We start from the raw sequence: 22,475 nt of genomic DNA, 5'->3' as shown, positions 1-22,475 counted from the left end.
GGGAGACGCTGCACCAGCACCTGCTCAACAAACTCGTACACCGCCAGCCCGGCTATGCCGACGTCGTGCACGTGGTTCCCCACATCGTGGCCTGGGGTCTGGGTCTGCCGATGGCGATCCACCATCCGTACGGTGTCCCGTACGTCGTCGGTCCGCCGACCGTAGACGGCGAGGTCCCGCAACCAGTCGTCTGGTTGGAGGGTGCCTACCGGCTCGTCCAGCCTCGTGACCCACACGATGCCCGGATCGTCGAGGGCTTCCCGTCACCCGCAGCCCTCACCGAACTGCGCAGACTGGACGTGGTGTTCGACGAGGCGCTCGAGGTGCTGAAAGCCGAAGTCGACACGGCGGAACAGAACACGGCAATCCGCCACTGGCCGCTCCTGCGGGACACCTTCCACCGGCACCTCGCGGCTATCAGCCAACGGCCGAGTTCGCCCCAGAGGCACGCCGACGTACTCGAAGAACACCGCCTATACGTCGCCGCCCTCCGTGAGGAGAGCACGTGGGAAAGCGAGAACCGTTGGAACCTGCAAGACTCGTTCACCATCCCCGTCCTCGTCGAGGACACCGCGGGTCGTTCGACTCTTCGGCTCCGGCTTGACGGAAACGACACGATCCTCGGATATGCCGATCGAGTCGCCGTCCCGGGCGACAGGGTCGCTGTCGATTTCGGAAAGGTTGACGGCGAGGGTGTCGGTATCGCCAGAATCCCGTACACCGCACCCGACGGCACCGAGAGGTTCGCCTACAAGGAGATCGCCCACAGGTTCACCGACAGCGAGCTGGCCGAACTGTGGAGCGTGACAGCCGGCCCGGTGTGGGAGCCCGCCGACCGGTGGACGTTCGGCAATCTCTACCACATCACAGCGCCGGTGAGCGAGGGCGGAACGTTCGACATCACCTTCGGCGGCCAGAGAGTCACGCTCCCACCGGTCGAGGTGGCCGACGGACTTCCGCCGGTCATCGCCGCCGAACTGAGGGAGGGGCATTTCCGGCTCGGGTACGGCATGGATGGTCTACCCCTGGCGGTCCTGGAAGCACCGGCCGGAAGGAACGGCACTGGGGCGCCCCTGTACCTGGAGTTGTCCTCGCCGGCCCCCACCGCCCACGACATCGAGCGGCTGCGCTCGATGTCGCTGTGGGAACCGACCGTGCCAGCGGCGCTCCTCGACGAAGTATCCATCGATCTCGTCATGCAGGAGGACAGGCGCACGCCCCACCCGCTGCCGCTCACGCTCGGCGATGACTTCTCGGCCAGGACGCTGGACGGGCAGGAGGTGGACCTCTCTCCTGGGACGGAAGTCGCCCTGCGGGTCGGCCGATTCCTCCGCCTGGAGGAGTCGAACGTCGTCACGAGCATCTTCGCCGCCGTCGAGGCGCCGTTGGCCGACCAGTCCGGATACGCCTACCGGCTCATCGACACGAATCTGCCGAACGAGTGGTTCGACGAGTTCAAGATGCAGTGGGAGGCGACCGACAGCGGCAAACGTCCAGCCGTGCCGGACTGGCCGGCGGGCCCACTTGAGAAGCGTCCGCGTACCGGGGGTGGGTTGCCTGGTGGGCCGGCGGCGTTCGAGTGGGCTGGTGTGGCTTCGGCCGATGTGGGGGCTGGGTCGTCGGGGTGGGCGGCTGGGGTGGAGCCGTTGGTGGAGCGGGTTGGCGGTGGTTGGCGGGTGTCGTATCGCAGTGCGGAGGGTTTGCCCCGCTGGGGCGAGATGACGCGGGTGCACTCGGATCGGTTCACGTGGCGGGGTGTGGAGCCGTTGCGGTTCGTGCCGACGCCGGGGGCGGAGCGTCCGTTCCGGGTGGAGACCGCGGGGGAGGACGCGGGGGTCCGGGTCCACGTCGATCACTGGGTGCACCGTGAGTCGGGGGACGTGGTGTTCCGTCTGCGGTTGGAGCCCGACGCGAACGTGGCGCAGGAGTCGATCCTGGGCACGCTGCGTGCGGTGGAGCGGTGGGTGGTGCGGACCAACGAGCGGTTGGGGTCGGGGGGTGGGCTGCGGTCGGTGGCGGTGGTGTTCGACCCGGCTGCGGAGACGGGGGTTCGGCTCAGCCGGTACGGCAGTGATCTGCGTGACGCCGATGGTGTGTGGGTCAGTGAGGATGGTTCGGCGGGTCGGATCACGCAGTTGCACTGGCTTGCGGGTCTTCCGTCCCGCGCCTACGGGCATGAGTTGAAGCATTTCGCCGGGGTGCCGCACGACGGGTCGCCGGGTGATCTGCTCAGGACGGCGCGGACTGTCGGTGACGATCATCTGCACGAGCCGGGGTTCACCGCCTGGGAGCTGGAGCAGATCCGGGAGACGGCCGCTTCGTACGTCGCTCCCACGGTCGCGCCCCGGCCGGCCCGGTCGCCGGAGTCGGACTCGGGGTCGGCGTCGTCCGGGGCGGAGGTCGGGTCGTCGGAGCGGGTTTCTGGTTCGTTGCCGGGCCGGCCGGCGGCGATGGAGTGGCGGGCTGACGCCGACGCCGACGTCGACGGGCAGCCGTCCGATTCCGCGCAGTACTACGACCCGTATGGTCTCGGCCCGGAGTTCGCGGATCTGAGGTGGGTGGCGGACCCGCTCGGAGAACTCGACATGTCGACCCCGGCCTTCGACCCGGAGGGGCCGCCGTCGGACTCTGACAAGCAAGTAATGGCTGCGACCGGGCGGTTGGCGCTCTCTGCACAACGTGTCCAGACGAAGTTCGACGAGTGGGTGCGCGATGTCTTCGACACTTCCCGCCCGGCGGACAAGCAAACGCACAACGCCTTCTACCGTTCATTGTTGGGCGCTCCCGAACTGTCGGCGGAGGGCATCACCGACGTGGGTGGGCTGCGTGCGTGGGTGGCTCGCCGGCTGGCCGACGACCTCGCGCGGGGTGAGCAGTCGACGTTCAGGGAGTTTCTTCCGTATCCGGAGGGTGTGTCGGAGCAGCAACGGCAAGCCCTGCACCGGATCTGGCTCGGGAGGCTCTCGAACGGCAAATCCGGAGATTACGAACTCGTGCATGTGGTTCCGCGTCTCGTGGCCGGGGCGTTGTCCATGTCGATGCGGGTCCATCATCCGTTCGACGCTCCGCAGGACATCGGCCCGACGCCCCGCGCTGGCGCCGTCCGGCACCAGGTCGTCTTCTGGAACGGTGCCTACCACCGCGTCGAGCCTCGTGATCCAGCCGACCCCCGCCTCGACGGTGGCTTCCAGCAGGCAACCGTGCCCGCCAACGAAAAGGAACGTCTGGACGCCCTCTTCAGCAACGCCATCAATCTGCTGGAACAACAGATCGCCTCGGCTGAAGCGGATCTGACCAGCCGGCGCGGACTTGTTCTGCAACAGGTATTCCACCGCAAACTCGCGGTCATCCGTAAGCAGCCCGTCTCCCCTCGCCGCCAGGCCAAAGAACTAGTAGAACATCGCCGGTACTTCGACAGCCTCCGGGAAGACAGTGGCTGGCAGGACGAGAGCCCGCAGCTCGAATCCTCGTTCACCCTCCGCCTGGCCGTGCGAGACAATCAATATGGTCGCGTGTCTCTGGCCCTCCGGATCGGCGGCAAAACCGAGTATGTCATCAGTGCCACCCAATTTGTCGCCCCTGGCGACGTGGTCTCTGTCGACTTCGGGAGGGCCGTCGGCGGGCAGGGCGTGGGTATTGCCAGAGTCCCGTACATCGCAGAAGACGGCACCGAGAGTTTCATCTACCGGGAGCTTGACCGCAAGTTCACCGACGATGAACTGGCCGAGCTGAGGGAAAAAGCATCCGGGCGGGTGTGGGTATCCGACAGGCAATTGTTCAGCGATTCCTTCCGAGTGGCGACGGGGCTGAGCCGCTTTGGGTACACGAACATGCACTTCGGGGCGAGCGATACATCCAAGGCCACCAGGAGAATCGCTATCTCGGGGACCAAACTCCCCGACGGGGCTCCGTTCGTCATCCCCCAAGGAATGACGAGCATCATCATCGAGATCGGGTATGACACTGATAGTCAACCCCTCGCGGTCGCAGAGATTCCGGCCGAGCGGAACGGGGGGCGGCCACTGTATCTGAGGTTGACCGATCCCGCCCCCACCGCGCCCGACGTCGAGTCGCAGCGAAAAAACTCTCTTTGGGAGCCACAGGATCGGTGGGTGCTTTTCGATGGAGTGTCCCTCGACGACACAATGATGGACCGTGCCAGGATACCCAGACCCTTCGCTATGCGGGTCCTCGGTGCGGGTAGGACAGCCGATGGTCTGGAGGTTGATCTGTCGGCGGGGACGGCGATCAGTCTGCGGGTGGGAAAGCGGGTGGCCGGGCCGGATATCAGTGTTTTCGTGATGGTCAAGGCGCCGTTGAAGCCGTTGACCGACGAGGCCAAGCAGGAATACCTGCGCGCCAACCCCTGGGCGGACGCCGTGCCCACGCACGCCTTCCGGCTTGTCAACACAGGTAAGACGGCTGCCGAGTTCGATGCGCTGAAAGCGCAGCTCAAGGCACGGAAGGAGAGGCTCGACAAGCGTAGAGAGCTCGACAGGCTCCAGGAGCGAGGGGAACCGGCGGACGTCCCGGCGGGGAAGCGTCGGCGTACCGGGGGTGGGTTGCCTGGCGGGCCGGCGGCGTTCGAGTGGGGGCCTGGAAAGGGCTCGTTCTCGGCCGATGCGGAGGCTGGGTCGTCGTCGGAATGGGCGGCTGGGGTGGAGCCGTCGGTGGTGCGGGGTGACGGTGGTTGGCGGGTGTCGTATCGCAGTGCGGAGGGTTTGCCTGCGTGGGGTGAGATGACGCGGGTGCACTCGGATCGGTTCACGTGGCAGGGCACGGAGCCGTTGCGGTTTGTGGGGACGCCGGGGGCGGAGCGTCCGTTCCGGGTGGAGACGGCGGGGGAGGACGCGGGGGTCCGGGTCCACGTCGATCATTGGGTGCACCGTGAGTCGGGGCGGGTGGTGTTCCGTCTGCGGTTGGAGCCCGACGCGAACGTGGCGCAGGAGTCGATCCTGGGCACGCTGCGTGCTGTCGAGCAGTGGGTGGTGCAGACCAACCAACGGTTGCAGCCGGGGGGTGGGCCGCGGTCGGTGGCGGTGGTGTTCGACCCGGCTGCGGAGACGGGGGTTCGGCTCAGCCGGTACGGCAGTGATCTGCGGGACACCGATGGTGTGTGGGTCAGTGAGGATGGTTCGGCGGGTCGGATCACCCAGTTGCACTGGCTTGCGGGTCTTCCGTCCCGCGCCTACGGCCACGAGTTGAAGCATTTCGCCGGGGTGCCGCACGACGGCTCACCGGGTGACCTGCTCAGGACGGCCCGGACTGTCGGTGACGATCATCTGCACGAGCCGGGGTTCACCGAGTGGGAGCTTGACCAGATCCGGGCGACGGCCGCTTCGTACGTCGCTCCCACGGTCGCGCCACGGCCGGCGTTGGTCCCGCTCGGAGTGCCCCGCGACGGCCTCGACCTGTTGTCCGCGTTCGTCGCCTCCGAACCGGCCCTGGTCCGCACCGCGCTGGACGCGCGGCTGCCGGCGGACCTGCGGGAGTTCCTCTCCGACCCGGCCGGCGTACGGGCCGCCGTCGCCGAATCGGTCCATAACGCGGCCCCCGGGGGGTCCGAGCTCGGCCGGGTCACCGAGCTGTTGCGAAACCACGTGTCGGACTATCTGGCGGAGCACGCGGGGCGGTTGCCGGCGGACGTGACCGCGCAGCGGCTCGCCTTCCGGCCGCAACACGAGCGGGACGTGGGGGCGCTGAGCCCCGACCAGGCGCTGCGGCGCGTCGGTGAACTCGTGGACGCCGGCCTCCTGGACCCGGACACCGCGCGGGCACGTCTCGACGAGATGCGGGCGAATCCGGCGGACGCCGGCCGTCACCTGTTCGAGGTGTTGACCGACCCCGGCCGCCAGCTCGACCCCGGGGAACTGGCCGCGGTGCAGGCGGCCGTGAGCGACTGGGCGAACCTGTCGGGCAGCCCCGCCGGCCGGTTCCTGGCACCGCTGCTGGCCCACGCGACCGACGCCCGGATGCAGGTCTCCCAGGTCACCCCGGACGGGGTACGGCCGGTGGCCGGGTACGGCCCGACCGGGGGCGTCCCGGTCGATCTGGCCCAGGCGGCAGCCGCCCCGGAGCGTCCGGGCGTCCACTTCGACGCGCTCGTGCCGGAAACCCCCGCGGCGGTCGAGCCGTCGGCCGTACCCCCGCAGCAGCTCGCGCCGGCCCCGCAACCGCCGGCCACGGCCGCCGACGACGGTCGACAGCAGGTCGTCCCGCTGGCCGCGTCCCCGGACGCGCCGCTGGTCGTCATGGCCGAGGGGCTGCCGGACGACCTGCGGCTCCAGCGCGCGGTGGGCGGTGTGCTGCTGCACGACGGCGACGTCGCACCCGGCCCGATCAGCTCGCGGGTGTTGCCCCCGACCGGCCCCGGCCCGGCCATCCTGCTGCACTCCTCGGTGCTCGACCCGGACCGGCTCGGCGTCGCGCTGGCCGGGCTGCGGACGCAGGACGCCACGATGGCCGTGCTGCACTGGCCGCAGGACCAGCCGGTCACCGTGGCCCGGGCGCTGGAGGTCACCGCGCAGGCGCTGGGGCCGCAGTCCCTGGCCATGCTGTCGGTGCCCCGATCGGCGCTGCGGGACCGGCCGACGCCCAGCCCGCAGATCGTGCCGCTGGACGCCAACGGTGAGGTGACCTTCTTCAGCGGACGGCCCGAGCGGTACCTCTTCCTGCCCGAGGTCACCGGCGCGCCGCGCCGGCCCGCCCCGCACGGCCTGCCCGAGCAGTCGCCCGGCGTGTACGGGCTCGGCGACGGCTGGGTGGTGTGGGACGGCGGCAGCCACCTGTGGATCGGGCCGGCGACCGAGCTGGACGGGGCGCGGCGGTTGCTGCCGGACACCGGTGGCTGGCTGGCCGAGCCGGTGGTCTTCCTGGGCTGGAAAGCGACTGCGCTGCCGGTCGAGGTGGGTCACCGGGTCGGCCGGATCTTCGGCGGCATGCCGGCGGCGTCACCGACGAACCTGATCACCTCCGGGATGGGGCTGGACCGGCGCACCCTCGTCCCGTCGGAGGTGTCGGGGCTGCCGGCCGGCGTCCAGTTGAGCCACGTTCCGGGTGGGGTGCTCGCCCACGCCGGTCCACGGCCGCCGGCCGGCGCCACGACCCTGAGCTGGTCCGACCTGACCACCCCGGACCAGCCCCGGCTGGTGCTGGACGAGTCGGTCGGCGACCCGGTCGCCGTCGTGGAGGCCGTCCGTCGAGGGCTTCCCTCGGGTGCCGGCCCGCTCCAGGTGTTCGTCGCGCCGCCGGCCGCCGGCACCCCGGGCGCGCCGTCCGGCGCGGTGGACGCGGCCCGGGTGGCGGAGCTGTTGCGGGAGCGGTTCGGCGGGCGGCTGGAACTGGTGCTGCCGGTCTCCGTGGTGGGCCGGAAGCCGTCCGGCGCCGACGAGCTGATCCCGGTCGACGCCCGGGGGCAGGAGACCTTCCCGGCCGCCGCGCACGCCTGGCGGGTGCCGTCCCGACCGGTGCCGCCCCGGCGATCCGGGCCGCTGGGCCTGCGACCGGCTCCCACCGGCGGATACGCGGTGTACCGGGGCTGGACGGTCCGGGAACAGGCCGGGGTGGTCCTGTTCGCGCAGAACGGCACCAGCCCGAACACGCTCTCCCCCGACGCCCTGGCGGCCCCCGCGAGCGGGGTGGCCGTGGTGGTCCAGTCCCGGGGTGGTCCCATCCCGCGCGAGGTGGCCGACGTTGTCGCCCGGCTGCTGTCCGGTGTCCCGGAGGCCGACCGGGACGTCCGGGTCTTCGGCAACGCGGCCAGCGCCGGACCGGCCGCGCCCGATCCCGGCGGGCCGCCCGCGTCGGCTCCGGCGCTGCCGGCCACCCCGGACCGGCGGGCGCTGGCGCTCGGCGATCCCAAGGCCAACCTGCCGGACGTCGACCGCGTCGAGCAGGGGCTGCGCGCGGAGGTGGCCCGCCGGGGCGTCACCGTGCGGGACAACGAGTGGGAACAGTTGCGTGAGCGGCTGCTCAACAACTACCCGCAGTTGGTCTCCGCGGACGGGCACCTGTTCACGCTGGGTGGCATCGAGGTGCGGGCCCGCCTGCGGCCGGAGGACCCGCAGCTGGTGTCGAACCCGGCCGGCTCGTTCGACACGGAGACGCCCGGTCCGTCGCTGGACGACACCGAGGGCCGGACGAGCGAGGACGGCCGTTTCCACGCCAACCAGTTCACCCAGGGTGTCTTCCAGACCGGCGCGCACAGCCAGTCCGACGGCACCACCACGCGGGCCGTGCGGCTGCGGGGTGGCTTCAACGTCGACGTGCCGCTCGGCCCGACGACCCACTGGGGACCCAACTTCAGCGCCACCCTCAACAAGGTCGACCAGAGATCCGCCTACCTCATCGACGCCGAGAAGGGCCGGGTGCTCGACACCCGCGCGGACTCGACGTTCTACTCGTACGAGCCGGGGTGGTCGATCGAGGCACGCGGCGACGGGCAGCCGTGGCAGGCGGTGGAGGTGCCGGAGCCGCCGGCGGGGCAGGAGGCCGCCCGGCTGGTGGTGGCGATCCCCGACCACCTGCTGGAGAGCGCCGGCGAGCAGGTGGTCGCCGACCTGCCCGAGCACCTGCGGGACAACCTGACGCGGGTGCCGGAGCTCTTCTCCGCCAGCAACATCACCGGTCTCAACGAGCTGTACGACCACATCATCGACCGGCTGCGCGCCGACGGCTTCGACATGTCCATCGAAAGCCCGATGCGCAACGAGTTGCAGCGCAAGCTGTGGAACCTGGAAAGCCACCTCGACGAGGCGGTGAACAACCGGCGGACGCCGGAGACGGACGGCGACGCCGGCGCGCTGACCCGGGGCTACGCCTTCACGCTGCACGACGACGGGCACGCGGCGGCCAGCATCCGGGTGTACGGCCGCCGTCTCGGCGGCTCCGTGCAGGTGGGCCTCGGCGGCGGCTCCACGCGGGTGGGCGCCAGCAGCGACAAGGCCCACATCGAGCAGGTGCGCACGGGCATCGTGGGGCAGGGCGGCGAGTTCACCCTCGGGCAGTCCGCCGGGCTGTCCCTCGGTGGCGCGGTGGACCTGCCGTTGGCCCGGCGTCTCGACGATCCACAGGCGTACCAGGAGAAAGCCAAGCTCGGTCTCTCCGCCCGGGCCGGGATGAGCTGGACCAGCAACGACGGTGGCGGCGTCACGGTGGCGTCGCTGAACGTCGTCGTCGGCCGGTACACCGGTCAGACGGTCGGCCACGAGGTGCCCTTCGAGTTTCACGCCGAGGTGGCCACCTCCCGCCGCCCGCGCGAGTGGCCGCATCCGACGCCGGTGGTGAACGGGTCGGCGGTGCTGCGGATGTCCGAGCCGGACGCCCTCGACCACGGGTTCAGCGTCGACGCGGACGCCTTCGCCCCCGACACCGTCCCCGGCCTGGCGGACGGTGGCCTGGCGGTGACGCCCGCAGGCGGGCGAGCGCGGTCGGTGCCGCACGACCAGTGGCGGCCGAGGTTGCGCAACACCGGCGTGCACCCGGAGGACACCGGCGGCAACCTGCTGCCCCGGCACGTCATCCAGGGGCGGGGCCTGCTGGGTCAGGCCCTGCCGAGGATCGACAAGCCGGCGGTGCGGCGGCTCCGGGCCGGTCTCGTGCAGGTGCTGGCCGGTGAGGGGTTCCTTCCGGCGGACGGGGACCGGCCGTGGGCGCACGGGGAGCGGAGCCGGCCGGCGACCCCGGACCCCGGCACGCCCCTGGAGGAACGGCCGCTGCTGGGCCGGATGGTCGACGGGGCGCGGGACGCCTACGACGAGGTCGTCCACCGCGACACCGACGCCGCGATCGACAACCTGGACCTGTTCAACAAGATGGTGAGCGGCGACGGCCTGGAGTCGCACTTCGACTCGCTCGTCCAGGACGGCGCCACGCTCGTCGACGACCCGGACGCGCCCGCCCCGGGGGCGGGCATGTCCTTCACCCTGCACAGTTGGCGCAACGCGGTGATGCGTACCGCCGAGGTGACCGTCTACGCGATCCCCCGGATCACCGCGGACGTCGACGCGGACGGCAACTCGGTGCACTTCGAACGGCTCAGCGACGAGGTGAGCACGGTCACCCTCGGCATGTCGCTCGGCATCGCCGGCCAGGGCGCGAGCGGCAACCAGGGCTGGTCGGTGGAGGGCGGGGTGAACACCGCGCTGCCGCCGAGCGTCAAGGAGCTCCGGTCCGTCGGACTCGTCGGCGGGTCGGTGAGCCGCAACGTCGGCGCCGCCGAGCGGGTGACCCGCGTGGTCAACCGGCCGGAGCTGAAGGAGTACGGCGGCCGGGTGATGTTCGTCAACGCGCCGTACGACCTGGGCTACGTGGTCCGGATCAGCGACCGGGACGCCCCGATCGTCTTGCCGGAGCTGATCCCCGCCACCGTGCACGCCGCGCTGCTGAAGTTCAACACCGACCCGGCCACCTTCAGCGAGGTGGCCCCCGGCGACGTCGCACCGTCGGCGCTCGACCAGGGCATCGTGTACTTCGTCGACGCGCACGGCCTGCGCGCCGCGGCGCAGAACCAGTTGCCACGGGACCTGACCCTGGCCGGCCGGCCGATGACCGGGCCGGTGGCCAGCCTGACCAACCACGTCACCTTCCAGGCGCGGTTCAAGGAGGCCGTGCTCGGCCAGTACGGCGCGACCACCCTGGTCGAGCCCGGCTTCTGGGCGAACACCAACGCCGCGCTCTCGGTGAAGGTGCCCCGGATCCGGGGGGCGCGGTTCGTCGGCGCCACCCCGGACCAGTACGTGACCGGTCTGATCGAGCTGTACCTGGCCGAGACCGTCAACGTCGCCAACCGGTCGTTCGCGAAGGCGTTCAACCTGCCCAACATCGGCCTCGAGCACAAGTTCGGCCCGCTGAACGTCGGCTTCGGCGAGTCGGCGGGCGTGCGGGTCAGCGAGAGCGAGTCGGCGGAGACCAAGCGCGTCGGCGGCCTGGAAATGCTCAAACTGGCCTTCGGCCGGGGGTACGCCTTCGAGGCGGAATTCGACGTCAACGTCCGCGCCGGCGTCCGTACGCAGGTCGGGTTCGTCGTCAGCCGGGTCAACGTGCCGCCCGGCGCCGACCTGCGGGGCCGCACGATGCTGTTCATCCTGCCGGAGGCGGAGGCCCTGGCGCAGTACGCGGCCGGGGAGCTGCCGGTCAGCGACGTGCAGCTGGTCGACGCGATGGGCCGGTGGTCCCGCGGTGAGCTGGTGCTCAGCGGCAACACCGTGGCGGGGGTGCTCAGCCGGTGGCGTGGCGAGCTGGCCGGCCGCGTGGCCGACGGTCTGCCCGACCTCGGCGCGTACCTGATCCAGCACCAGGTCCAGACGTGGGCGCTGACGCTCGCCGACCGGCACGTGGACCTGGCGCAGCGCGGCGCGGTGCTCGACCCGCGCCGCCGCGAGCGGTTCGCCACCGAGTTCGGGATCACCCTGGACCCGGACGTCAACCCGTTCAGCGCGTTGACCCTGCCGCCCTACCTGACCCGGACCGGCGACCGGACGCTGGGCCACGCGGGCGTCGACGAGCTGGTGCTGTTCACCGGGCCGGCCCCGGCGGACGGCGGGCCGCGCCCCACCACGACCCTGCTGGACGCCGTCCGGGAACTGGTGGACGCCGGCCGGCCCGGGCTGCTCGGGGCCAGCCACGACAACTGGCCGGGGGCGGGGAACCGCTGGGGCGTGCTGATGGTCTCGCCCGACGAGTCGGTGGTCGGCGCGCTGCCCGGCGGCCTCGAAACGCTCCAGTCCACGCTCGCCGGCCAGCGCGCCAACATCGTGTTCGCCGACATGCTGCACCGCTACAACGGCGTGTCGTTCTACCTGGTCGACCAGCGCAACCCGGTGGCGGCCCAGATGTTCAAGCTGAAGGTCTCGGCCACCCTGGACGGCCGGCCGCGGTACACCGGCTGGGTCGCCGACTACGGCATCGAGAACTACGAGCACGCCTACGGCGCCACCGCTCGCATCATGGGACAGGCGCTGGGCTGGAACCTGACGCCGGCCCGGTTCGGCTTCTCGGCCGACGGTGTCCCGGTGTCCACCGCCGGGTCGCTGTCGTTCGCGCCGGGCGCCGGGCGTGGCGTCAAGGGCGCCGCGCAGGTCGTCCGGGAACGCACCGTCTACGACTGGACGGGGCATTACCGGACCACTGACGGCGTCGGCATCAGCCTGGAGCTCAGCCGGGTGCAGATGCACGGCTGGCAGCCGAGCTACCTGGTGAACCACGTGATGACGGCCCTGAACGACGCGGCGGACTGGGCGTTGCACCGCGCGCCCGCCGGTTTCGCCGACTGGATCTCCCTCGCGCCGGTGGAGCCGGTGCTGACCCGTCACTACGAGGGGCGGATCGACTTCAAGGTGCCCCGGGGGCTGGCCGAGGCCACCCCCGTCCCCCGGTCGCCGCAGCTTGACCTGCGCGCGCTGCCGTCGCTGCCCGGCGACGCCTACGTCAGCGGCGCCCTGGTCGACGACCTCTACCCGGCCGCCCGGCACCTCATGGGCAGCGTGCTCGGCCCGCAGGCCAACGCCCCGCTGTACCGGGGGAGCGTGGCGCTCGACGGACTGCTGTCCCGGCTCAACGTCGACAACCACCTCTCCGAAGGACTGGGCGACGGCGGGTACCTGCTCGGCTCGCACCTGTTCGTCGCCGGCGCGTCCAACAACCGGGTCGCCATGCGGATGTACGTCAAGCTGCACTCGCTGGAGATCATCAGCAGGATCGCCACCACCGGCACCGGCCGGTACGCCAAGTTCGCGTTCACCACCTCGGCCACCCAGTCGCGCAGCCGGTGGCGGCCCAACGTCGACGCGGGGATGGCCTACGGCGCGCCGATCGGGAAGACGAACATCGGCCCGCAGGAGGACACGACGGCCACCGGCGGGATCTCCACCGGCGCGAACCGGAACGCGCCGGCCAGCCACAGCGCCACCTTCGACGACACCAAGCGGCTCGAGAACCACCTCAAGATGCAGGGGTTGACGTATCTGGTCCGGATCCGCACCCAGGCGCGGTTCGTCGCGGTCCCGCACCGGCACAGCGCGTTCGACAGCGACGCCGGCCTGGCCCCGATCGAGCCGGCGCGGTTCGAGGCCGACGACGCCCCCGGCACCGGTTGGATGAGCGGCGACGGCTTCTACGAGATGTTCGCCGACGAGGTGCACGAGCTCCAGCGCGCGCTCTCCGAACGGTACGACTGGAAGGCGAACAACCCGGCCGGCTGGCCCGCACCGGCGGCCGACGCCCCCACGATCGGCCTGGAGGGCCTGCTGCAACGCGCCACCCCGGCGGGCATGGCCGCCGGCCCGGTGGCCGACCGGGTCATCCAGGCCGGCGACTTCGACCCCGCCCAGGCGCCCCAGCATGTGGCCCTGCTGATCCGTGACCAGCTCGGCAACCACTACGACCCGGTCAGCCCGCTCCGGCTCACCGCCGGCGCCGCCGAGCAGACCCGCCGCCGCTACGAGGTGGTGCTGGACTGGGCGGTGGGCCACCTCCAGCGGCTCAACCCCGTGCAGCAGGCCGCCGCCGACCTCGCCGAGCTGACCGCCTGGAAAGACCGGGTCGGCAAGCTCGCGGTCGGCGCGGTGCTGCCCGCCGCCGACGTGCGGCAGTTCGCCGAGCGGATCCCCCAGATCGTCGAGCGGGTGCAGGCGGTGCTACCGCCCGGCTCCGCGCCGGTCACCCCACCGCAGGAGGTGGAGCTGCTCGCCCAGGACCCGCGCACGGTGGCCCGGGTGGTGGCGTCCGAGCTGAGGACCCACCTCGACCTGACCGTCACCGACGACCAGGGCACGGCCAGCCGGTACCGGATCGACCCGCAGGGCTGGATCGTCGCACTGCGGGAGCGCCCGGACGGCACGTTCGCCCCGGTCACGGCCCCCGAGGTGATCTTCGAGCTGGACCGTGACCTGAAGCTGCGGGCCGACGCGGCCGGGATCCGCCTGCGACGGCAGACGGCCCTCTACCACGAGCTGCTGGGCCGTACCCCGGTGCAGATGGACGCCGCCGCGGAGCTGGGTCCGGAGCTGGAGACGCACATCCGCCAGGCCCGCGCCGACGCCGACGACCGGGCCCGTGAGTGGATCACCGAGGGCCTGCCCGCCAAACCCGCGAACCCCCTCGCCGTCCACAGCGCCCGGGACGACACCGACACCGCCGGGACCCGGGCCGGTCAGGCGCGGCGGCTGCTGGCCCCCGTCCTGCCGCCGGGATGGACCACCACCGGGCCGCTGCCCCAGGCGCCGGACACGCTGCGCCCCGGCACCCGAGTGTGGATCACCCGCCCCCAGGGCGCCGCCGCGGTACGTGTCGACGCCGACGGCACGTACCGGCTCTACGACCCGTTCGCTCTCGGTACGGCCGAGCGGACCCTCGACGCCCAGCAGTTCCGGGACGTGCTCGCCGGGGCGCAGGCCGTCACCCTGGTCGAGCCCGACGTGCTGACGAACTGGCTGCTCCAGGACGGCGACTGGGCGGCCTCCCGGCGGTTCGCGGAGGACAACCTCGGGGTGCTGCGCGCCGACCCGACCGCGGCGCGGCTGACGCAGGACCAGCAGCAGGCCCGGCCGGCGTCACCCTCGACCCCGCCGGCCCAGCCCGACGCGACCCGGACCGAGACGACCCCGGCACCCGCCGGCGATCCGGTCCTCGACCGGCACCGTGCCCTGCTCGACGCCATCCGGGCCGGACAACTGACCGCCGCGTACGACTACCTCGACGCCGCCGGCGCGGCGGCCCGGCACCGGGTGCTCGCCGACGCGGTGGCCGCGGTGGCACCGACCGACCCGACGGCTCCGACCGACCCGGCCGCCCCGGCCGGGCTGCGGGCCCTGGCGGACCTCGTCGACGCCGACCCCCGGGTGACCCGGCCCAGGCCGGAGCCGGAGGCCGTCTCCGACGCCGGCATCCTGCGGGCCGTGGCTGCCATCCTCGACCCGGCCGTCGGCGCACTGGACACCTTCCGGGCCATCGCCTCCGCCGCGTGGACCATCAACCCCCCGCAGAACTGGCCGGACACCCTGCAAGCCCTGACCGGGCTGCCCACGGCAGCCGGCCGCGACGTGGCGACGCTGCGCGACGCGCTCGACATCATCGAGCGGCAGCGGTTGCACGGCGTCGCCGACCTGCTCGACGGCCTGACCCCGGACGACGCCGGTGCGGTCGCCGCCGCGGTGACCGCGTCCGGGACGACCGCGACCGGCCTGGCCCACGCGTGGCGGGACGTCCCCACCCCCGCCGACCTCGTCCCGGCGCTGCCCCCACCAGCCGACACCTGGGCCGGGACGGCGGACACCCCACTGCCGCGGGCCCACGTCGTGCACCATCCGATGCCCCCGGTCACCGCCGCCCTCGACGAGTGGCTCGCCATCGACAACTGGGACGACTCCCGCGCCTTCCTCGACGGCCACCGGGCGGACCTGCTCTCCGACCGGGCGCACAACGCCCTTCAGGTCCGCCGGGCGGGACTGCCCCACGACGTCGACCTTTCCGCCCGGGACGCGCTGCTCACCCTGGCCCGCTACGGCCACCTCGACGACGGATACCGGTACCTGCTCGGCCCCACCCCACCGGCGTCGGCAGCGCCCGGGACCCCGGCCCCGCTGCCGGGAGCGCCGACCGGGCGGCAGGAGTTGCTGACCAAGCTGCTGGCCCGGCCGGACGTGGCCGACCCGGCCGCCGTGTCGGCCCTCGGCTACCTGGCCGCCACCCTCGACGGTCCGGTCGACGCCGTGGACGCGGCGATCCTGCACCTGACCGCCGACGCGCTCGCCGGCCTGAACGTCCCCGACGCCGCCGTCACCACGCTGGTGCAGGACGCGCGTCAGACCCTCTCCGCACCGCAGCGGCAACAGTGGGCCGAGACGATCCGCCACCTCGCCGACAACGCCACCGGCACCCGTGGGCCGGCGCTGCGTCACCTCGCCGACCGCCTGTTCACCACGGCACCGGATCCCGATCCGGCCCCGGACGCCCCGGCCGCTTCGGACGCCCCGGCCGCTTCGGACGCCCCGGCCGCTTCGGACGCCGAGGCGGCCCGGGCGCGGCAGGTGACGCGGGAGCGCCTCCAGCAGGCCACCCAGGAACTCCAGCGCACCGTCGACGACCTCCACCAGGCCCACCGGGACGAGGCCGTCGCCCAGGGTGCCCGGGACGCCGCGGAGGCGTCGCTCGCCGCCGCCAGGACCGCCGTCACCCGGGCCGAAGGCGAACGGGCCCGGCTCGAGGAGACCGTCGACCACCTCGACCGGGCGATGCCGGAACTCGAAGCGGAGGTGACGCGACGGGAGAGGCTGGAGTCAGCGGCCCGCCGGACCGTCGACGACCCCGCCACCAGCCAGGACGAGTCACGGTTGGCCGCCGCCCAGGCAGAGCTTGGCCAGGCGCGGCGGGACCTGGACGCGGCCCGGACGGCGCTGGAGAAGGCCACCGGCGACCTCCGGGACGCCCGACAGGACCTCGACCGGGTCCGCGCGGAGCTGCCGGACCTGCGCCGGCAGGTCGAGACCGCGGGCGAGGAGTTCCGGGCCCGCGACGTCTCGGCGCAGGCGCACACCCACACGGTACGGCTGCTCGACGAGGCCAGGACGGTCCGCGAGGCCGCCCGGGACGCGGCACAACAGCAGGTGGACGCGATGGCGTTGCCGGTCCCGCCGATCCCGCGCAGCGCCCCGGTCGTGGACGTGGACGCGGCGCTGGCCGACATCGCCCGCTCCGGCCACGGCCGGTCCGTCGTCCCGGAACTGGAACGCGAGGTACGCGCCCGCCACGGCGGCGCGGTCCCGGCGCGCGTGGTGCTGAACACCGACCCGACCCGGCAGGCCGACAACGCCGCGACCGCCCCGGCGGACGAGACCGCCGTACACGAACTGGACCGGGTGCAACTGGCCCGGGACCTCGCCGCGACCCTGGCGGTCCCGGTCGAACTGCGGGTCGACGGCGGCACCGGCGCCCAGCCGCCGTACCTCGCCTACCCGGGCGGAGAGGTGGTGCGGCTGGACGTCACCGGCCGTCCGGAGACCCTCGACGACGCCATCCGGCGGCTGCCGCAGCGCCTCCAGGACGACCTGGCCGCCCACCGGGGCCGGCCCGACGTGAACTCCCGGCTGGAGATCCTGCACGAGGCGGAGATCGAGTCGCGGCAGGACTTCGCCACGGCGGTGGCCGCCCTGGTGGAGAACCTGAACCGGCACCAGGGATTCCTGGCCCACCGGTGGATCACCCAGGCCGTCCCGCCGGTCGACGCCGCCGGCCTACGGGCCTTGGCCCATGGCCTGGACACCAGGGCCTGGCCGGAGCCCACCAGCACGCCGCCGGCCGGGCCGGTGGAGACCGGCCGCCCCGACGCCGTGGCCTCCGCCTGGCTGGCGTACGTCCCGCAGCACCGCGCCGACATGCTCGTCGACATGCTGGACGCCGTCCCCGGGCTCGGGTTCACCGTGAGCCGACCGACCCGTGAACTGCCGGCCGACCAACGCCCGGGGGCCCGGGTGCTGGCCGTGGCCGGGTCCACGGCCGCCGCCGGCGTGGTCCTGCCCACCACGCAACTGCACTGGTACGAGCCCGCCCGCAACCAGATCCACACCGGCAGCATGCAGATGCTCGGCACCTGGGCCAAGGGCCGGGCCGGCCAGGACGCCCGACCGGACGACATCTGGTACATCGTCCTGACCCCGGACGGGACCGACCACCCTCGTGAACCGTCGGCCCTCGCGCACCACGTGGACGTGGCGGCGCGGACCACGTCGACGTCGACCCCGCCGGTCGAGCCGACCCCTTCGGCCGGCGTGGCCGGTGCGGTACGCGGTGACGTGTCGCTGCCGGGGGCGTCCACCTGGGGTCCGGGGGCGGGTTCGTCCCGGGGCGGTGTGCGGGAGGTGCCGTCGTCGGGGTGGGCGGCTGGGGTGGAGCCGTCGGTGGAGCGGGTTGATGGTGGTTGGCGGGTGTCGTATCGGAGTGCGGAGGGTCTGCCTGCGTGGGCTGAGATGACGCGGGTGCATTCGGATCGGTTCACGTGGCGGGGTGTGGAGCCGTTGCGGTTTGTGGGGACGCCGGGGGCGGTGCGTCCGTTCCGGGTGGAGACGGCGGGGGTTGAGGCGGGGGTTCGGGTTTTCGTCGATCATTGGGTGCATGGTGGGTCGGGGCGGGTGGTGTTCCGTCTGCGGTTGGAGCCCGACGCGAATGTGGGTCGGGATTCGATTCTGGATACGTTGGCTGCCGTCGAGCGGTGGGTGGTGCGGACCAACGAGCGGTTGGGGCCGGGGGGTGGGCCGCGGTCGGTGGCGGTGGTGTTCGACCCGGCCGCGGAGACGGGGGTTCGGCTGAGCCGGTACGGCAGTGATCTGCGTGACGCCGATGGTGTGTGGGTCAGTGAGGATGGTTCGGCGGGTCGGATCACGCAGTTGCACTGGCTTGCGGGTCTTCCGTCCCGCGCCTACGGGCACGAGTTGAAGCACTTCGCCGGGGTGCCGCACGACGGGTCGCCGGGTGATCTGCTCAGGACGGCCAGGGGTGTGGGTGACGATCATCTGCACGAGCCGGGGTTCACCGCCTGGGAGCTCGACCAGATCCGGGAGACGGCTGCTTCGTACGTCGCTCCCACGGTCGCGCCCCGGCCTGCTCGGTCGTCGGACTCGGAGTCGGGGTCGGCGTCGTCTGGAACGGAGGTCGGGTCGTCGGAGGGGGTTTCTGGTTCGTTGCCGGGCGGGCCGGCGGCGATGGAGTGGCATCCCCCGGCCGAGTCTGACGCCGTCGCCGACGGGCAGCCGTCCGATTCCGCGGAGTACTACGACCCGTATGGTCTCGGCCAGGAGTTCGCGGACCTGGGGTGGGCGGGGGACCCGTTCGCAGGACTCGACATGGCGACCCCGGCGTTCGACGCGGAGGGGCAGCCGTCGAACTCCGACGAGGAAGTAGACGCGGCGGCTAGGCGGTTGACGCTCTCTGCGAATCATGTCGAGGCGACGTTCGGCAAGTGGGTGCGCGAGGTGTTTGACACCTCCCGCGCGGTGGCCGAACAAGCGCCCAACGCCTTCTTCCGCTCATTGCTGGACACCCCGCAGGTGTCGGCGGAGGGCATCAAGACCGTGGCTGGACTGCGTGCGTGGGCGGCCCGCCGGCTGGCCGACGACCTTGCGCGGGGTGAGCAGTCGACCTTGAGAGAGTTCCTTCCGTATCCGGAGGGTGTGTCGGAGCAGCAACGGAAAGCCCTGCACCGCATCTGGCTCGACAAGTTCTCGAACGTCAGATCCGCAGATTTCGAACTCGTGCATGTGGTTCCGCGTCTCGTGGCCGGGGCGTTGTCCATGTCGATGCGGATCCATCATCCGTTCGACGCGCCGCAGGACATCGGCCCGACCCCCGACGCTGGTGCCGTCCCGCACCAAATCGTCTTCTGGAGGGGCGCCTACCACCGCCTCGAGCCTCGTGATCCAGCCGATCCCCGCCTCGACAGTGGCTTCCAGCAGACTGCCGTGTTCGCCAGCGAAAAGGAGCGTCTGGATACCCTCTTCAACGACGTGATCAATTTGCTGGAACCCCAGATCGCTTCGGCGGAGGCGAGTTCGACCAGCAAGCACAAGCACATCCTGCAACAGGTCTTCGCCCGTAACCTCGCGGCCCTCCGTAAGCAGCCCACCTCCCCCCACGGCCAGGCCCGCGAACTCTTAGAGCATCGCCGATACCTCCGCAGTCTCCACGAAGACAGCGGAAGCTGGCAGGACGAGAGTCCGCAACTCGTCTCCCCATTCACGCTCCGCCTGACCGCCGGCGATGACGGTGGCTTTAGCTACCGCACGTATCTACGCCTTCGGATTCGTGGCGGGTATTCCAATATCGCGGATGTCAGCCGCCTCGTCGCCGTCGGTGATATGGTTTCTGTCGACTTCGGGAAGGCCGTCGACGGGCAGGGTGCCGGTATCGTCAGAATCCCGTACATCGCGGCCGGCGGCACCGAGAGTTTCATCTACCGGGAAGTCGACCGTAACTTCGATGACAGCGAACTGGCCGAACTGAAAAAGAAGGCACTCGATAAAGCGTGGGAATTCCACAAGCCGTTGTTCAGTGATTCCTTCCGGCTGGCGGCGCCTCAGCGCTCAGGGCAGTTGAACCTGCGCTTCAGCGAGGACGGTGCGGCCAAGGCCACCAAGAGAATCCACATCGCACGGGTCAAAGTCGTCGACGGAAGTTCTTTCGTCGTCCCCGATGACATGAAGGATGTGATTCTCGAAGTCGGATATGACATTAATCGTCAACCCCTCGCCGTAGTGGAGATTCCGGCCGAGCGGAACGGGGGGCAGGCCCTGTATCTGAGGTTGACCGATCCCGCCCCCACCGCACGCGACATCGAGTGGCAGCGCAAGAACTCCTTCTGGGAGTCGTGGGATAAATGGGTGCTTGACGATGCAGTTTCCTTCGACGACTCATTTGCGAAGCATGCCAAGATGCCCAAACCTATCGATATTGTGGCCGGCCCTGCGGGGGGCACGACATTCGATGGGCTAGAGGTGGATCTGTCTGCGGGGACGGCGATCACCCTGCGGGTGGGAAAGCGGCGCCTCGGACCGGGTTTCGTCGACACCGTTTTCGTGGTGGTCAAGGCGCCGTTGAAGCCGTTGGACGACGAAGCCAAAGAGGCATACCTGCGCGACAACCCGTTGGCCGAGGTGCCCACACATGCCTACCGGCTTGTCAACACGGGCAAGACGGCCGACGGTTTCAATGCGCTGATCGCGAAGCTCAAGGCGCGGCAGGAGAGGCTCGACGAGCGCCGGGAGCGAGGCGAACCGGCATACGTCCCGGCCGCGAAGCGTCGGCGCACTGAGGGTGGGTTGCCTGGTGGGCCGGCGGCGTTCGAGTGGGTTGGTGTGGCTTCGGTCGATGTGGGGGCTGGGTCGTCGGGGTGGGCGGCTGGGGTGGAGCCCTCGGTGGAGCGGGTTGCTGGTGGTTGGCGTGTGTCGTATCGCAGTGTGGAGGGTTTGCCTGCGTGGGGCGAGATGACGCGGGTGCACTCGGATCGGTTTACGTGGCGGGGTGTGGAGCCGTTGCGGTTCGTGTCGACGCCGGGGGCGGGGCGTCCGTTCCGGGTGGAGACGGCGGGGGCTGAGGCGGGGGTTCGGGTTTTCGTCGATCACTGGGTGCACCGTGAGTCGGGGAACGTGGTGTTCCGTCTGCGGTTGGAGCCCGACGCGAACCTGGGTCGGGAGTCCATCCTGCGCACGCTGCGTGCTGTCGAGCAGTGGGTGGTGCAGACCAACCAACGGGTGCAGCCGGAGGGTGGGCCGCGGTCGGTGGCGGTGGTGTTCGACCCGGCTGCAGAGACGGGGGTTCGGCTCAGCCGGTACGGCAGTGATCTGCGTGACGCCGATGGTGTGTGGGTCAGTGAGGATGGTTCGGCGGGTCGGATCACGCAGTTGCACTGGCTTGCGGGTCTTCCGTCCCGCGCCTACGGGCACGAGTTGAAGCACTTCGCCGGGGTGCCGCACGACGGCTCACCGGGTGATCTGCTCAGGACGGCGCGGACCGTCGGTGACGATCATCTGCACGAGCCGGGGTTCACCGCCTGGGAACTTGACCAGATCCGGGAGACGGCCGCTTCGTACGTCGCTCCCACGGTCGCGCCCCGGCCGGCCCGGTCGCCGGAGTCGGACTCGGGGTCGGCGTCGTCCGGGGCGGAGGTCGGGTCGTCGGAGCGGGTTTCCGGTTCGTTGCCGGGTCGGCCGGCGGCGATGGAGTGGCATCCCCCGGCCGAGTCTGACGCCGACGCCGTTGCGGAGCACGAGGATCTGGCCGGAATGGACGGGGCCGGCCGGCCCCCGTCGGAGTCCGTTGCGGTTCCTGCGCCGTTGCCGTCCCTGCCGGCCGGGCTGCTGCGGTCGGACGCGTGGGATCGGTTGTTCACGCAGTTCCTCGACAGGACGGGGAACGAGGTCATGGTGCTGCTGGGTGAGCAGACACCGGACGCCGTCCGCGACCATCTGCGCGACTCGTTCGGCCATTTCATCGACAGAACCGACGTCCTCGACTTAGGAAGGGCCGGTCTGTCCCCGGACGACAGGGCGTTGTTGCGGTCGGCCCTGGATGCGCGGGGAACGTCGGTCCCCCGCCTCACGGGGGCGCTACCACACCTGCTGTCCGAGGCGTTCTCCGTCAACGTCACCGTGGCTCCGGCTGGGGCCGGACCCCACGAGAACGGCGGTGTCGCGCCCTGGCATGACCGGACTGTCGCACTGGACCTTCCCGTCGCCCACCTGTCCGCCGTGCCGGACAGGCGGGGCCCGCTGATCGGCCACTTGGGCGAGGTGTTGGCGGTGACGTCGTGGCGGGCGGTGGAGGGCCGGCGGGTGGCCTCCGTCGACGTGGCGGGGGCGGTGCGGGTCTGGGACGTGGACAACGGTGTGGTGCTCCGGAGGTTGGAGGGCCACTACTCCGGGGTGTTGACGTCGTGGCCGGTGGGGGCGGGCCGGCGGGTGGCCTCTGCCGACGTGGCGGGGGCGGTGCGG

1 pseudogene (cut by a window edge) is annotated in these 22,475 nt (G+C 71.5%); it reads left to right on the top strand.

Annotated elements, in window-relative coordinates:
• Positions 1-22,475 (top strand): annotated as a pseudogene (locus ACFYWL_RS21480) (hypothetical protein); its annotated part reaches 9,964 nt to the left of the window's first position; the annotation flags it as partial.

This window comes from Micromonospora sp. NPDC002575 (genome assembly GCF_042889525.1).
GTDB lineage: Bacteria > Actinomycetota > Actinomycetes > Mycobacteriales > Micromonosporaceae > Micromonospora > Micromonospora carbonacea.
This window is presented reverse-complemented; position numbering and strand designations above follow the sequence as displayed.